The organism is Caldimonas sp. KR1-144, from assembly GCF_049446155.1.
GTDB lineage: Bacteria > Pseudomonadota > Gammaproteobacteria > Burkholderiales > Burkholderiaceae_C > Rivibacter.
Genome location: NZ_JBMSEE010000001.1, coordinates 152368 through 168112 on the forward strand (window position 1 = coordinate 152368; position 15745 = coordinate 168112).

At 69.8% G+C, this 15745-nt stretch carries 13 protein-coding genes; 11 read left to right on the forward strand and 2 right to left on the reverse strand.

The annotated features are described in order from the left end of the window. The first annotated feature begins 41 nt into the window (after window positions 1-41). The 5 genes from gcvT (at window position 42) to ACO2TI_RS00740 (ending at window position 7019) form a co-directional block, all read left to right on the forward strand. Window positions 42-1169, forward strand: a complete 1128-nt coding sequence (gcvT, locus tag ACO2TI_RS00720) for a glycine cleavage system aminomethyltransferase GcvT (protein ID WP_423281489.1) — start codon at window positions 42-44, stop codon at window positions 1167-1169. A 49-nt stretch (window positions 1170-1218) separates the two neighbouring features. Then, window positions 1219-1593 (forward strand): glycine cleavage system protein GcvH, encoded by a 375-nt coding sequence (gcvH, locus tag ACO2TI_RS00725; RefSeq protein WP_423281490.1) that lies wholly within the window; start codon window positions 1219-1221, stop codon window positions 1591-1593. 63 nt (window positions 1594-1656) lie between these two features. Beyond that, the gene (gene gcvP / locus ACO2TI_RS00730) at window positions 1657-4554 is read left to right on the forward strand and encodes an aminomethyl-transferring glycine dehydrogenase (protein WP_423281491.1); all 2898 of its coding nucleotides are present in this window, start codon (window positions 1657-1659) and stop codon (window positions 4552-4554) included. Window positions 4555-4556: 2 nt separating this feature from the next. Further along, on the forward strand, window positions 4557-5621 hold the full coding sequence (locus ACO2TI_RS00735) for a threonine aldolase family protein (protein WP_423281492.1): 1065 nt from the start codon (window positions 4557-4559) through the stop codon (window positions 5619-5621). Between the two features lie 6 nt (window positions 5622-5627). Further along, window positions 5628-7019 (forward strand): L-serine ammonia-lyase, encoded by a 1392-nt coding sequence (locus ACO2TI_RS00740; protein ID WP_423281493.1) that lies wholly within the window; start codon window positions 5628-5630, stop codon window positions 7017-7019. On the opposite strand, the gene ACO2TI_RS00745 is transcribed toward ACO2TI_RS00740, so the two are convergent. After that, the gene (locus ACO2TI_RS00745) at window positions 7006-7893 is read right to left on the reverse strand and encodes a hypothetical protein (RefSeq protein ID WP_423281494.1); all 888 of its coding nucleotides are present in this window, start codon (window positions 7891-7893) and stop codon (window positions 7006-7008) included. The two genes, ACO2TI_RS00740 and ACO2TI_RS00745, sit on opposite strands and share 14 nt — an antisense overlap. Window positions 7894-7941: 48 nt before the next feature. Here ACO2TI_RS00745 and ACO2TI_RS00750 point away from each other — a divergent pair, with 48 nt between their 5' ends. The 6 genes from ACO2TI_RS00750 (at window position 7942) to ACO2TI_RS00775 (ending at window position 14449) form a co-directional block, all read left to right on the forward strand. Next, the gene (locus ACO2TI_RS00750; protein ID WP_423281495.1) at window positions 7942-8622 is read left to right on the forward strand and encodes a response regulator transcription factor; all 681 of its coding nucleotides are present in this window, start codon (window positions 7942-7944) and stop codon (window positions 8620-8622) included. Then, window positions 8622-10139, forward strand: a complete 1518-nt coding sequence (locus ACO2TI_RS00755; RefSeq protein ID WP_423281496.1) for a sensor histidine kinase — start codon at window positions 8622-8624, stop codon at window positions 10137-10139. The genes ACO2TI_RS00750 and ACO2TI_RS00755 overlap by 1 nt, the downstream gene beginning before the upstream one ends. A gap of 100 nt (window positions 10140-10239) precedes the next feature. After that, window positions 10240-11499 carry an ABC transporter substrate-binding protein gene (locus ACO2TI_RS00760; protein ID WP_423281497.1) on the forward strand — a complete coding sequence of 420 codons (1260 nt, stop codon included), beginning with the start codon at window positions 10240-10242 and terminating at the stop codon, window positions 11497-11499. Between the two features lie 71 nt (window positions 11500-11570). After that, the gene (locus ACO2TI_RS00765) at window positions 11571-12452 is read left to right on the forward strand and encodes a carbohydrate ABC transporter permease (protein WP_423281498.1); all 882 of its coding nucleotides are present in this window, start codon (window positions 11571-11573) and stop codon (window positions 12450-12452) included. Window positions 12453-12523: 71 nt separating this feature from the next. Further along, entirely contained in the window at window positions 12524-13378 is an 855-nt protein-coding gene (locus ACO2TI_RS00770; protein WP_423281499.1) for a carbohydrate ABC transporter permease, read from the forward strand. Between the two features lie 3 nt (window positions 13379-13381). Then, entirely contained in the window at window positions 13382-14449 is a 1068-nt protein-coding gene (locus tag ACO2TI_RS00775; RefSeq protein WP_423281500.1) for an ABC transporter ATP-binding protein, read from the forward strand. A gap of 108 nt (window positions 14450-14557) precedes the next feature. Here ACO2TI_RS00775 and ACO2TI_RS00780 read toward each other — a convergent pair whose 3' ends face one another. After that, entirely contained in the window at window positions 14558-15676 is a 1119-nt protein-coding gene (locus ACO2TI_RS00780) for a S41 family peptidase (protein ID WP_423281501.1), read from the reverse strand. Window positions 15677-15745: the final 69 nt, after the last annotated feature.

Genomic DNA, 15745 nt, shown 5'->3' on the forward strand with positions numbered 1-15745 from the left:
CACCGGCAACGGTGGAAACCACTTGCCCTCGGAGAACGACCATGTCCGCGACCACGACCGCCCCCCTGCTGAAGACGCCGCTGCACGCCCTGCACCTCGAACTCGGCGCCAAGATGGTCGAGTTCGCCGGCTACGACATGCCGGTCAGCTATCCCGCAGGCATCCTCGCCGAGCACCGCCACTGCCGCGATTCGGCGGCACTGTTCGACGTGTCGCACATGGGCCAGCTGCGCCTGGTCGGCGCCGATGCCGCCGCAGCGCTCGAGTCGCTGGTCCCCGTCGACGTGATCGACCTGGGTGTCAACAAGCAACGCTACGCCTTCTTCACCAATGCCCACGGCGGCATCCTCGACGACCTGATGATCACGCGCCGCGAGAACGACCTGTTCGTGGTCGTCAACGCGGCCTGCAAGGACGCCGACACGCGTCACCTGATCACCCACATCGGCCATCGCTGCCATGTCGTGCCGCTGCCGGAGCGCGCGCTGCTGGCACTGCAAGGCCCCAAGGCGGTGGCCGCGCTGTCGCGCCTGAACCCCGGCGTCGCGTCGCTGGTCTTCATGACGGGCGGGCATTTCGAACTGGCCGGCGCCGACTGCTTCGTCACCCGCTCCGGCTACACCGGCGAAGACGGCTTCGAGATCTCGGTCTCGGCCGACGCCGCGGTGCCGCTGGCAAAGGCCCTGCTCGCGCAGGCCGAGGTCCGGCCCGCCGGTCTGGGCGCGCGCGACACGCTGCGCCTCGAAGCCGGGCTGTGCCTCTACGGGCATGACATCACCACGACCACGACGCCGGTCGAGGCGGGCCTGACCTGGGCGATCCAGAAGGTGCGCCGCGCCGGCGGCGCGCGCGCCGGCCACTACCCCGGATCGGGGGTCGTCGACGCACAGCTCCTGGGCGGCGTGCCGTCCAAGCGCGTCGGCCTGGTGGGCCTGGAGCGCATGCCGGTGCGCGAAGGCGCCGAGCTCGTCGACAGCCACGGGCGAAAGCTGGGCCACGTCACCAGCGGTACCCTCGCGCCCACCGCGGGCAAGCCGATCGCCATGGCCTACCTGGCGAGCAACCATGCGGTGCCCGGCGGCGAGGTCTACGCCATCGTGCGCGGCAAGCAAGTGCCGATGCGCGTGGCCCCGATGCCGTTCACGCCTCACCGTTACCACCGTGGCTGATCGCCGCGACTGACCGCCCCGTCTCTCGAACCTTCAAGGAGTCCCACCCATGACGACCAAGTACACCAACGACCACGAGTGGATCAACATCGAGGACCACGAGGCCGCCGTCGTCGGCATCACCCACCATGCGCAAGATGCGCTCGGCGACGTGGTCTTCGTCGACCTGCCCGAGGTCGGCAAGACCTTCAAGAAGGGCGAGGTCGCCGGCGTGGTCGAGTCGGTCAAGGCCGCGGCCGATCTGTACATGCCGGTCACGGGCGAGATCGTCGAGGTCAATGAGGACCTGCGCAACGACCCCTCGCTCGCGAACAGCGACCCGCTGGGTAACGGCTGGTTCTTCAAGGTCCATGTCACCAACATGGCCGAGTTTGACGAGCTGATGGACCAGCCCGCCTACGACGCGCTGCTCAAGACGCTCTGAGCCTTCGCTTTCCCTCCCCGCCGTATTGATTCCCTCCGCCCGCACCGGGTGGAGCCCCAAGCCATGCTGATGTCCGCCATGCCCTCGCTCGCCGAACTCGAGAACGGCTCCGAATTCCTGCCTCGCCACGTCGGGCCGACGCCCGAGGATGAGGGGCTGATGCTGGGCGCGATCGGCGCGGCGTCGCGCCGTGCGCTGATCGAGGCGATCGTGCCGGCCGGCATTCGCCGCGCGCAGGGCATGGCACTGCCGGCGGCGGTGACCGAGGCCCAGGCGCTGGCCGAACTGAAGGCCATCGCCGACAAGAACCGCGTGCTGCGCAGCTTCATCGGCCAGGGCTACCACGGCACGATCACGCCGGGCGTCATCCTGCGCAACGTCCTCGAGAACCCGGCCTGGTACACCGCCTACACGCCCTACCAGGCCGAGATCTCGCAAGGGCGCATGGAGGCGCTGGTCAACTTCCAGACCATGGTCTGCGACCTGACCGGCATGGCGATCGCCAACGCCTCGATGCTCGACGAAGCCACCGCCGCCGCCGAGGCGATGACGCTGGCCGCGCGCGTCGGCAAGAGCAAGAGCCAGCGCTTCTTCGTCGCCGACGACGTGCTGCCGCAGTCGCTCGAGGTCGTGCGCACGCGCGCCGAGCCGCTGGGCATCGAGGTCGTCGTCGGCGCGGCCGAAGACGCGGGCAAGAGCGAATGCTTCGCCGCGCTGTTCCAGTACCCCGGCGTCAATGGCGTCGTCCCTGACCTGCGCGCGCCGATCGCCGCGGTGCATGCGCAAGGCGGCCTGGCCATCGTCGCTGCCGACCTGCTCGCGCTGACGTTGCTCGCCTCGCCCGGCGAACTCGGCGCCGACATCGCGCTGGGCAACACGCAGCGCTTCGGCATGCCGATGGGCAACGGCGGCCCGCACGCCGCCTACCTCGCCTGCAAGGACGAGTTCAAGCGTTCGCTGCCGGGCCGCATCGTCGGCGTGAGCATCGATGCGCACGGCCAGCCGGCCTACCGCCTCGCGCTGCAGACGCGCGAGCAGCACATCCGACGCGAGAAGGCCACGTCGAACATCTGCACCGCCCAGGTGCTGCCGGCGGTGATCGCCAGCATGTACGCGGTCTACCACGGCCCGCAGGGACTCAAGCGCATTGCCCAACGCGTGGCGAGCTACGCGGCCGTGCTGGCGGCCGGCCTGCAGGAACTCGGTTGCGTGGTCGTCAACGCGCAGGGCTTCGACACCGTCGTCGTGCGCAGCGCGCAGGCCGGGGCGCTGATCGGCAAGGCGGTCGCGGCCGGCATGAACCTGCGTCGCGCCGGTGCTGATCTGGTCGGCATCACGCTCGACGAGACCACGACGCGCGCCGACCTCGTCGCGCTGTGGAGCGTGTTCGCCGAGGGGAAGACCGTGCCCCCGTTCGACCGCTTCGAACGCGGCATCGGCACGCGCCTGCCCCAGTCGCTGCTGCGCACCAGCGCCTACCTCACGCACCCGGTCTTCAACACCCACCACAGCGAAACCGCGATGCTGCGCTACCTGCGCGGCCTGGCCGACAAGGATCTCGCGCTCGACCGCACGATGATCCCGCTGGGCTCGTGCACGATGAAGCTCAATGCGACCAGCGAGATGATTCCCATCACCTGGCCGCAGTTTGCGCACATCCATCCGTTCGCGCCGGCCGACCAGCGCGCCGGCTACGCGCTGCTCGACCAGCAGCTGCGCGACTGGCTGTGCCAGGCCACCGGATATGCCGGCATCAGCCTGCAGCCCAACGCCGGCTCGCAGGGCGAGTACGCCGGCCTGCTGGCGATCCGCGCCTGGCACGCGTCGCGCGGCGAGTCGCACCGCAACATCTGCCTGATCCCCGAATCGGCGCACGGCACCAACCCGGCCTCGGCGCAGATGGTCGGCATGCAGGTCGTGGTGGTGAAGTGCGACAGCGAGGGCCACGTCGACTTCGCCGACCTCACCGCCAAGTGCGAGCAGCACGGCAAGAACCTGGCCGCGGTGATGATCACCTACCCGTCGACCTACGGCGTGTTCGAAGGCGGCGTGAAGGACCTGTGCGCGCTGATCCACCGCCACGGCGGGCGCGTCTACGTCGACGGCGCGAACATGAACGCGCTGGTTGGGGTGGCCGCGCCGGGCGAGTTCGGCGGCGACGTGAGCCACCTGAACCTGCACAAGACCTTCTGCATCCCGCACGGCGGCGGCGGCCCGGGCGTGGGCCCGGTCTGCGTGGTCGAGGACCTCGTGCCCTTCCTGCCCGGCCACGCGGCCGGTGGGCTGGCGGTGGCCGAGGGCGGCGTCGGCGCCGTCGCCGCGGCGCCTCTGGGCAATGCCGCGGTGCTGCCGATCAGCTGGATGTACGTGCGCATGATGGGTGCCGAAGGGCTCACGCTCGCCACCGAGACCGCCATCCTCTCGGCCAACTACGTCGCCGCGCGCCTGAGCGATGCCTACGACATCCACTTCAGCGGCAACGTCGCCGGCGTCAAGGGCGGCGGCGTGGCGCACGAGTGCATCCTCGACCTGCGCCCGCTCAAGGACAGCTCGGGCGTCAGCGCCGAGGACGTCGCCAAGCGCCTGATCGACTACGGTTTCCACGCACCGACACTGTCGTTCCCGGTGGCCGGCACGTTGATGGTCGAGCCGACCGAGAGCGAGCCCAAGGCCGAGCTCGACCGCTTCTGCGACGCGATGCTGGCGATCCGCGAGGAGATCCGGCAGATCGAGCAAGGCGCCTGGCCCAAGGAAGACAACCCGCTGAAGAACGCTCCGCACACCGCGGCTTCGCTGCTGAGCGGCGAATGGACGCACCCGTACTCGCGCGAGGTCGCGGCCTACCCAGTCGCGTCGCTCAAGCGCCAGAAGTACTGGTCGCCGGTGGGCCGCGTCGACAACGTCTACGGCGACCGCAACCTGTTCTGCAGCTGCGTGCCGTTGTCAGAGTACGAGGAATGAAGATGAGCCAGCCTCGGCAACACTTCGCCAGCGACAACTACGCGGGCATGTGCCCCGAGGCGGCGCGCTGGTTCATGGAGGCCGACGCCTGCGGCCACCAGCCCGCCTACGGCGACGACATCTGGACCCAGCGCGTCTCCGACGAGCTGCGCGCCCTTTTCCAGACCGACTGCGACGTCTACTTCGTCTTCAACGGCACGGCCGCCAACTCGCTGGCGCTGGCCTCGATGTGCCAGAGCTACCACTCGGTGATCTGCACGCCGCAGGCCCACATCGACACCGACGAGTGCGGCGGCCCGGAGTTCTTCTCCAACGGCTCCAAGCTGCTGACCACCGATCCGCTCACGCCGGCCGCGCAGCTCGCCAAGCTCACGCCCGACGAGGTGGAGCGCCTGGTCACCAGGCGCAACGACATCCACTACCCCAAGCCCAAGGTCGTCTCGATCACGCAGGCCACCGAGCTGGGCACCGTCTATACGGTCGAGGAAGTGCGCGCCATCGCCGCGATCGCCAAGCGCCGCCAGCTCAAGGTCCACATGGATGGCGCGCGCTTCGCGAACGCAGTGGCGCATCTCGGCTGCCACCCGAGCGAGATCACCTGGCGCGCCGGTGTCGATGTCCTTTGCTTTGGCGGCACCAAGAACGGCATCCCGGTCGGCGAGGCGGTGGTGTTCTTCGACCGCGCGCTCAGCGAGGACTTTGCCTACCGGGTCAAGCAGGCCGGCCAGCTCGCGTCCAAGATGAGGTTCATCTCGGCACCGTGGGTCGGCATGCTCGAGAAGGACACCTGGCTGCGCAATGGCCGCCACGCCAACGCGATGGCGCAGCGGCTCTACCAGGGCATCAAGGATGTCCCGGGCGTGCGCGTGATGCACCCGCCCGAAGCCAACGCGGTGTTCGCCTTCCTGCCACCGCAGGCCATCAAGACGCTGCAGAACGACAAGGGCTGGCGCTTCTACGACTTCATTGCCGGCGGCGGCTGCCGGCTGATGTGCGCCTGGGACACGCGGCCCGAGTCCGTCGACGCCTTCGTGGCCGACATCGCCGCAACGTGCACCGCCCTTTGAGCTGACATGGCCGTCTCCGTCTTCGATCTCTTCAAGGTCGGCATCGGGCCCTCGAGCTCGCACACCGTGGGCCCGATGCGCGCCGCGCGCCTGTTCGTCTCGCGGCTCGCCCACGAGGGCAAGCTCGAGCGCACCGCGCGCGTCGTGTGCCGGCTCTACGGCTCGCTTGCGCTGACCGGCAAGGGCCACGGATCCGACAAGGCCGTGCTGCTGGGCTTGGCCGGCCACGAACCGGACACCGTCGACGTCGATGCCGTGCCGGCGCTGCTGGATGCCATCCGCAGCGAGCGCCACATCGTGCTCGGCGCAACGCAGCGCATCGCGTTCGACGAGGCGACCGACCTGCTCTTCCTGCGCCGCGACACACTGCCCTTTCACCCCAATGGCCTGGCGTTCCAGGCCTTCGATGCCACCGGCGCCGAGATCGAATCGCGCACCTACTTCTCGGTCGGCGGCGGGTTCGTCGTCAGCGAGGAAGTCGCCGCCGACGGCAGCAAGCAAAAGCTCATCGCGCCCGACACCACGGTGCTGCCGCACCCCTTCCACAGCGGCGCCGAGCTGCTGGCGCTGACGCAATCGCTCGGCTGCTCGGTCGCCGAGGTGATGCGCCGCAACGAGCGCCACTGGCGCAGCGATCCCGAGATCGACGCGGGCCTGCTGCACATCTGGCGCGTGATGCAAGCCTGCGTCGAGCGCGGCCTGCGCACCGAGGGCACGCTGCCCGGCGGCTTCAAGGTGCGCCGGCGCGCGGCGCGCCTGTACCGCGACCTCACGGCCAACCCCGAGGCCGCGCTGCGCGATCCGCTGCAGGTGCTCGACTGGGTCAACCTCTACGCGCTGGCGGTCAACGAAGAAAACGCCGCCGGCGGGCGCGTCGTCACCGCGCCCACCAACGGCGCCGCCGGCATCGTGCCGGCCGTGCTGCACTACTACGCACGCTTCACGCCCGGCGCGACGGAGCAAGGGGCGATCGACTTCCTGCTCACCGCCGGCGCGATCGGCATCCTCTACAAGGAAAACGCCTCGATCTCCGGCGCCGAGGTCGGCTGCCAGGGCGAGGTCGGTGTCGCCTGCTCGATGGCCGCCGGCGCCTTGTGCGCGGTGCTGGGCGGCACGCCCGAGCAGGTGGAGAACGCGGCCGAGATCGGCATGGAGCACCACCTCGGCCTGACCTGCGACCCGGTCGGCGGCTTGGTGCAGATTCCCTGCATCGAGCGCAACGCGATCGCCTCGGTCAAGGCGATCAATGCCGCGCGCATGGCGCTGCGCGGCGACGGCACGCACCATGTGAGCCTCGACCAGGTCATCAAGACCATGCGCGAGACCGGCGCCGACATGCAGACCAAATACAAGGAGACCGCCCGCGGCGGTTTGGCGGTCAACATCATCGAGTGTTGAGTTCGGCGAGGTCGCCCTCGCACCACGGGCGTTCGTCGTTCGGCACCGCATCGTAGGCTTGCATCGCCAGCCCGCGCGACGCCTCGAAGCCCGACCGATCGCCCGCCGAGCGATACGCCACCGCCAGCACGGCGTGACCGAAGAAGCGTTCGAGCGCCGGCGCATCATTCGCCTCGCAGACCGCCACGCAGCGCTGCGCCGCCTGCACCGCCTGCGCGACATCGCCCGCCTTCAGGAGGCTGCGCGCGAGCCGGTATTCCGCTCGCTCCTCTTCGAGCCAGGTACCGGCCAGCTTCCAGTAGCTCAGGCCGGCGCGCGCTGCAGCGAGCATGCCGCGCGTCTCATCGGCGCTGCGGTGCCCCTTCTCCTCCAGCACGCTGGCGAGGTTGTTGCCGCCCACGGCCAGGGCGCGCGCGATGCCGGCCACGTCGGCCGTGGGCAGCGCCTGGGCGCAGGCGAGCGCTTCGTCGAAGGCTCCGATCGCCCCAGCCAGATCGCCGCGGCCTGCCAGCGCCGCGGCCGCCAGCGCCAGCGCGCTCACCCGGTCCGGCTCGGTCAGGCCCTCCAGCGCACCAGCCTCGCCGGCGCAATGCCGCAGGCTGGCGACGCGGCGATCGATCGCCGCGCGCGCGGCCGCATCGTCGCCCGCGGCACCTCGCAGCGCGTCCAGCAACTCGACGCCGCGCGCCCACCGGCCGAGGTGCTCGCCGTAGACATGCGCGAGCAAGGCCGCGAACGGCCCGACCTGCGCCGGTGCGGTCACCCGGCCCCTGTGGGCTGCCAGCCGCTGCGCCACCGCCTCCGGCACATCGCCGTGCTCGTTCCAGGCACTCGCAAGGAAGGCGTCGAAGTCGCTCGCTGCTGTGGTGTTCATACCGCCCAGCTTTCGTTAATTGAACGTTCAGGCGTTAAGCTTCCGCTCATGAAGCTGCTGCTTGCCGAAGACGACGCCATCCTCGCCGACGCCCTCAGTGCCCAGCTGCGCCGCGCCGGCTTCGAGGTCGAGGTGGCCGACAACGGGGCCGTGGCCGAGTATCTGTTGCTCAAGGGCCAGTGCGACCTCGGCGTGATCGACCTCGGCTTGCCGATGGTCGACGGCCTGAGCGTCATCAAGCGCGTGCGTGCCGCCAACGCCAGCTTGCCGCTGCTGATCCTCACCGCGCTCGACGGCCTGGAGCACCGCGTCGCCGGGCTCAATGTCGGCGCCGACGACTACCTCACCAAGCCCTTCGACTTTCCCGAACTCGAAGCGCGCATCCGCGCGCTGCTGCGCCGTGCCCAGGCGGCGGGCGGCGGCGCCGCGGCGGCCGGCACCGTCCAGGCGGGTCAGCTGAGCTTCGACCGCGACGCGCGGCGTGCCAGCGTCGGCGGCGAGACGATGGAGTTGTCGCCGCGCGAATGGCTGCTGCTCGACCTGCTGCTCGCCCACCAGGGCAAGGTCGTCACCAAGGACCAGATCGCGCAGGCCTGGGAGGTCGAGCCCGGCGAGTCGGGCCCGAGTTCGCTCGAGGTCTACATCCACCGCCTGCGCCGCAAGCTCGAAGGCTCGGAGCTCGGTATCCGCACCGTGCGCGGTCTCGGCTACCTGCTGGAGAAGGCCTAGTGCCCGCGCGCGCCGGCGCCTGGCTGCGCCGCTTCGCGCGCCGCGTGCCCGGCGTGGCCCCCGGCTCGCGCTCGCTGCATCGCCACCTGCTGCTGTGGCTCCTGCTGCCCCAGCTCGTGCTGTGGCTGGCCGCGGCCTGGGTCACCTACAACCTCGCGGCGCGCTACGCCACGCAGGCCCTCGACCGCAGCCTCTACCAGACCTCGCGCGCGCTGGCGCGCCAGGTCAAGCCGATCGGCAACGGCCTGCTGATCGACTTTCCGCGCGCGGCGCAGGACATCATCGAGTCCGACTCCGACGAGCGCGTGTTCTACATGGTCAGCACGCCGCCGGGCCAGTTCATCCTCGGCAACGACAAGCTGCCCGCGCCGCCACCCGAGCTCGGCGATGGCCTGAACGAGCCGCGCTTCTACGACGGCCGCGTCGGCGACGTGCCAGTGCGCGTGGCCGCGCTGTACCTGGCCTACGGCGAGGACGAGCCCGCGCAGCGGATGCTGGTGCAGGTGGCGCGCGGGCGCACCAGCCGCGAGGCGCTGCTGCGCTCGATCCTGGTCGACACCGCGCTACCGCTGTCAGTGCTGGTCGCGCTGATGTCGCTGATCGTGTGGGCCGGCATCCGCGCCGGCCTGGCACCGCTGGATCGCCTGCGCGACGCGGTGCAGGACCGCGCGCCCAACGACCTGGCGCCGATCGCGCTGGAACGCGCGCCGCAGGAGGTGCGTGGCCTGGCCGGCGCCGTGAACGCGCTGCTGAACGCGGTGCACGAGAGCGTCAGCAGCCAGCGCCGCTTCATCAACGATGCGGCCCACCAGCTGCGCACGCCGCTGGCCGGGCTCAAGAGCCAGACCGAGCTGGCTCTGGCCGACCTGGCCGATCCCGAGCGCCTGCGCGATCCGCAAGCGGTGCTGGCGCTGCAGGAGCGGCTCGCGCGCGTGCAGCAAAGCGCCGCGCGCAGCGCCCATCTGGTGAACCAGTTGCTGACGCTGGCGCGCGCCGAGCCGGAATCGGCCGCGGTGATGGGTCGCAACCGCTTCGACCTGGCCCAGCTCGGCCGCGACCTCGCCGCCGAGTGGGTGCCGCGCGCGCTCGCCGCTGGCGTCGACCTCGGCTTCGACGGCCCGCCCACCGGCGAGCCGCTGCCCGTCGAAGGCAGCAGCCTGCTGGTGCGCGAGGCGCTGGCCAACCTGATCGACAACGCGGTGCGCTACGCCGGCCGCGGCGCCGAGGTCACGCTGCGCGTGCGCCGCGAGGACGCCCTGGCCGTCGCGGAGGTCGAGGACAACGGCCCGGGCATTCCCGATGCGCTCGACCGCGAGCGCATGTTCGGCCGCTTCGTGCGCGGCTCGCACGACGGCAGCGGCTGCGGCCTGGGGCTGTCGATCGTGAAGGAGATCGTCGAGCGGCACGCCGGAACCGTGCAGTTGGAGCCGGCCGCGCCCCATGGGCTTCGGGTGCGCATCGAACTGCCGCGCGCCGGAGCGGCGCTCGAGCGCTTCCGTCCCGACCCTCCGGGTTAATACCGTATTTATGTAGTAATGATTCATTAATACTTTGTTCAGCTTGTCGAGCAAGCTCACCGGCTCAGCCCGGCGCATCCAACACCAGGAGACACACGACATGAAGCTGAACACGCCGACCTTCCTGCGCCCACTCGTGGGCGCGCTGGCCCTGGCGGGCTGCGCCTTCGCGCACGCCGGCGAGGTGGAGGTGCTGCACTACTGGACCTCGGGTGGCGAGGCCAAGGCGGCCGCGGCCCTGAAGGCCACGCTGCAGGCCAAGGGCCACACCTGGAAGGACTTCGCGGTCGCCGGCGGCGGCGGCGATTCGGCGATGACGGTGCTGAAGTCGCGCGTGGTCTCGGGCAATGCGCCGGCCGCCGCGCAGATCAAGGGCCCGTCGATCCAGGAGTGGGGCAAGGAAGGCGTGCTCGCCGATCTCGACGACGTGGCCAAGGCCAACAGCTGGGACACGCTGCTGCCCAAGGTCGTCAGCGACGTGATGAAGGTCAAGGGCCACTACGCCGCCGTGCCGGTCAACGTGCACCGCGTGAACTGGCTGTGGGCCAACCCCGAGGCGCTGAAGAAGGCCAACGCCAAGCTGCCGACCAACTGGGACGAGTTCTTCGTCACCGCCGAGGCGCTCAAGAAGGCCGGCATCACGCCGGTGGCCCACGGCGGCCAGAACTGGCAGGACTTCACCACCTTCGAAAGCGTGGCGCTCGGCGTCGGCGGCGCCGACTTCTACAAGAAGGCCCTGGTGCAGCTCGATGCGGCCTCGCTGAAGAGCGCGACCATGGAGAAGGTGCTCACGACCTTCAAGCGCATCAAGGGCTACACCGACAAGAACGCGCCGGGGCGCGACTGGAACCTCGCCACCGCGATGGTGATCCGCGGCGAGGCCGGCATGCAGCTGATGGGCGACTGGGCCAAGGGCGAGTTCATCGCCGCCGGCAAGAAGCCGGGCGTCGACTTCCTGTGCGCCGCCGCGCCGGGCACAGCCAATGCCTTCACCTTCAACGTCGACTCGTTCGCGATGTTCAAGATCAAGAACGAGGCCAACCAGAAGGCGCAGAAGGACCTCGCCGCCGCGATCATGGCGCCCGAGTTCCAGGAGGTGTTCAACCTCAACAAGGGTTCGATCCCGGTGCGCCTGAACATGGACATGGGCAAGTTCGACGACTGCGCCAAGCTCTCGAGCAAGGACTTCGTCGCCACCGCGCAAGGCGGCGGCCTGGTGCCCTCGATCGCCCACGGCATGGCCGTGCCGTCGGCCGCCGAAGGCGCGATCAAGGACGCGGTGTCGAACTTCTGGAACAGCGACAAGATGACCGCCGCCGAGGCCATGGACAAGCTGGTCGCGGCCGCCAGGACGAAGTAGTCCTCGCGATGCGGCTCGGGCGCCGCACCCGCGGTGCCCCGCCCTTTCCTCCTGGTTTCGCGGAGCCCGGCATGAGCCTTCCCTCGTCGCCCACCGGCAGCGCCTGGCTGCCGCGCCTGGTGGTCGCGCCCTCCTTCGTGCTGGGCTTCCTCTTCATCTACGGCTTCATCGCCTGGAACGGCTGGTTCTCGGTCTCGGCCTCGCGGCTGTTGCCGAACTACGAGTTCGCCGGATTCGAGCCGTACGTGCAGCTGTTCGAGAGCGACCGCTTTCGCGTCGCGCTGTCCAACCTGGCCGTCTTCGGCACGCTCTTCATCGGCGGCGCGATGGCCATCGGCCTGCTGCTGGCGATCCTGCTCGACCAGAAGATCCGCGCCGAGGGCGCCTTGCGTGCGGTGTTCCTCTATCCGATGGCGCTGTCGATGATCGTGACCGGCACCGCCTGGAAGTGGATCCTCAACCCCGGCTTGGGCGTCGAGAACCTGGTGCAGGGCTGGGGCTGGACCGACTTCTCGTTCGACTGGCTGGTGCAGCCCGAGCGCGCGATCTACTGCGTCGTGATCGCGGGCGTGTGGCAAAGCGCAGGCTTCGTGATGGCGCTGTTCCTCGCCGGACTGCGCGGCATCGACGACTCGATCATCAAGGCCGCCCAGGTCGACGGTGCCTCGCTGCCGCGCATCTACTGGCGCATCCTGATCCCCAGCCTGCGCCCGGTGTTCTTCTCGACGCTGATGGTGCTGTCGCACCTGGCGATCAAGAGCTTCGACCTGGTGATGGCGCTGACCGCCGGCGGCCCCGGCTATGCGACCGACCTGCCGGCCACGTTCATGTACTCGATGGCCTTCACGCGCGGCCAGATCAACCTGGGCGCCGCCTCGGCGACCGTGATGCTCGCGACGATCGCAGCCATCGTCGTGCCCTACCTCTACAGCGAACTGAGGGCCAAACGATGAGCCCCTGCTCGGCCGCCCGAAGGGGCGAACTCCCTCTCGGGGGGACGGCGCGAAGCGCCAAGGGGGTTTCAATGAATCGCATCCACTTTCACCGCCTCGCCGTCTGGGGCCTGCTGATGGGCTTCGCGGCCTTCTTCCTCGCGCCGCTGTACGTGATGCTCGTCACCTCCTTCAAGGGCGCTGACGAGATCCGCGCCGGCGGGCTGCTCGCGCTGCCGAGCGCGCCCAGCCTCGAGGCCTGGGGCATCGCGTGGTCGAGCGCCTGCACCGGCACCGACTGCAACGGCCTCAAGCCCTTCTTCTGGAACTCGGTCGCGATGGTCGTGCCGGCGGTGCTGATCTCGACCGCCCTGGGCGCCGTCAACGGCTACGTGCTCACGAAGTGGAAGTTCCGCGGCAGCGAGCTCATGTTCGCGCTGCTGCTGTTCGGCGTGTTCATGCCGCTGCAGGTGATCCTGTTGCCGATGTCGCAGGTGCTGGGCTGGCTGGGCATGGCCAACTCGATCTGGGGCCTGGTGCTGGTGCACATCCTGTGCGGGCTGCCGAGCACGACGCTGTTCTTCCGCAACTACTACGCCGCGCTGCCCGACGAGCTGATCAAGGCCGCGATGCTCGACGGCGCGGGCTTCTGGCGCATCTTCTGGCGCATCGTCGTGCCGCTGTCGACGCCGATCCTCGTGGTCACGCTGATCTGGCAGTTCACGGCGATCTGGAACGACTTCCTGTTCGGCGTCGTGTTCTCGGGCAACGATGCCAAGCCGGTGACCGTGGGGCTGAACAACCTGGCCAACACCTCCAGCACGGTGAAGGCCTACAACGTGGACATGGCCGCGGCCATGATCGCGGCGCTGCCGACACTCGCGGTCTACCTGATCGCGGGCAAGTATTTCGTGCGCGGCCTGACGGCCGGCGCGGTGAAGGGGTAAACCATGGGCGCTCTCGCCATCCAGGACATCCGCAAGAGCTATGCGGGCACCGACATCCTCAAGGGCATCAGCCTCGAGATCGAGGCCGGCGAGTTCCTGATCCTCGTCGGCCCCTCGGGCTGCGGCAAGAGCACGCTGCTGTCGATGATCGCCGGGCTCGACACGCCGACCTCGGGGCGCATCGAGCTGGCCGGGCGCGACGTGACCTACGCGCTGCCCAAGGACCGCGACATCGCGATGGTGTTCCAGAGCTATGCGCTCTACCCGAACATGAACGTCGCGCAGAACATCGCCTTCGGACTGGAGATGCGCAAGGTACCCAAGGCCGAGCGCGAGGCCGCGGTGCAGCGCGTGGCCAAGATGCTGCAGATCGAGCACCTGCTCGAGCGCAAGCCCGGCCAGCTCTCGGGCGGCCAGCGCCAGCGCGTCGCGATGGGCCGCGCGCTCGCGCGCAACCCCAAGCTGTTCCTGTTCGACGAGCCGCTGTCCAACCTCGACGCCAAGCTGCGCGTCGAGATGCGCGCCGAGATCAAGCTTCTGCACCAGCGCACCAAGACGACCACCGTGTACGTCACGCACGACCAGGTCGAGGCCATGACGCTGGGCGACCGCATTGCCGTGATGCGCGACGGCGTGGTGCAGCAGTTCGGCACGCCCGACGACATCTACAGCCGCCCGGCCACGCGCTTCGTCGCCGAGTTCATCGGCTCGCCGACGATGAACATGCTCGCCGCCCGGCGCGACGGCATCGAGCGCATCGCCGCCCAGGGCGTCGAGCTTGCGCTCAGCGACGCGCACCGCCGCGCGCTGTCGGCCTCCAACGCCGACGAACTGGTCTACGGGCTGCGCCCGGAAGACGTGGGGCTGGCCGCTGACGGGCTGCCTGGCCGCCTTGCCATGATCGAGCCGACCGGGCCCGAGACCTACGCCTTGGTCGAGACCGCCGCCGGGACGATCACCGTTCGCGTGCCGGGCCGCGTGACGGAGTCGGTCGGAACGCCCGTGCGACTGCGCTGGCAGCCGGGCGCAGCGCACCTGTTCGATGGCCGCAGCGAGCAACGCGTGGGCTGAGCCCACCCGACCACGCGGTCGAGGTCATCGCCTGGGGGCCAGGATGGCCCCTGACGCGCCGGGGCACCGGGCCTCGGACGCCGATCGCCGCGCGCGGCCGCGGTGCGCTCAGCGCGTCGACTCCAGCACCTGCTGCACGTAGCGCAGCTCTTCGTCGGCCTGCCCTTCGGCGGGCTTGAGCATGAAGTGGTCCGGCGCGATGCCGCCCGCGTCGATCGCATAGGCCGGCAGGCGCAGCGAGCGCGAGGTTGCGTAGTGCAGCCGCCGCAGCCCCGAAGGCAGCGTGTGGGGCCGCATGTTGGAGTAGTCGAGCGATCCGTAGGTCGGACGCCCGAACAGCTTGACCTTGAAGCTCTGCCGCGCGGCCAGCACGAACTCCTCGCACGAGCTGCCGCAGCCGCGGTCGATCACGACGGCAACGCGCTGGGGCTGCCGCGCGATCTGCCTCGGGCGGACCGTCGCGACGGGCTCGATCCCCGTCGGCAGCACAAAGCTGCCCACGGGCGCCGCGCGCATCGCCTCGAGCACCGGCCGCATGAAGTCGCGACAAGCCTGCGACGGCGGCTGCATCTGCTCGCACACCGCTTGCGAAGCCTCGATGTTGGCTGGCGTCGAAAGGAACTCGGCACCGACGTCGCGGCGCAGGTTGGCATCGATCAGCGCCATCACCGGCTCGTAGGTCGTGTCGGATCCGCCGCCGTTGCGCCGCACGTCGACGATCAGGTTGGGCCGCGCGGCGATTTCGCGCGCATGCCGGCGCAGCAACGCGCCGATCGGCTCGGCGTAGTGGTCCGCGAAGCTCGGCAGCACCAGCAGCGCGGTCTTCGCCGACAAGACCCGGAAGCTCGGCAACGATGCGTCAGGCGTCGCTGCCGCCGGCACGGTCAACGAGGGTGCGATCGCGCTCACGCCCAGATGGCCATGACGGTAGCTGCGCAGATAGCCCCGCAGCAGCTTGACGCAATCGGCATCGCTGTCGATCCCCGCGACGTCGACGCGCGCCTTCGCCAGCGCGGCGTCGAACACCGCCTGCCCCCGGCGCGCGACGTGCTCGCGCGCACCGGCGTCGTTCTCCAGCAGGAAGCCGGGCAGCGCCTCCAGGTCGGTCCGGCAGGACTCGGCCGGGCTCGGGTTCTGCGCCTGCGCGCCGCCGCCCCACAGGCCGCAGACGATCAGAAGGATCCGGCAAGCGTGGCGGCCGGACAGCAAGGATCGGCGTGTTTGCATTGCGGGTTGTCGAGTGTGCGTCTGGCCGGCCAGACCAAGGGCCGCGATGCTACGCCGCTAAACTGCCTC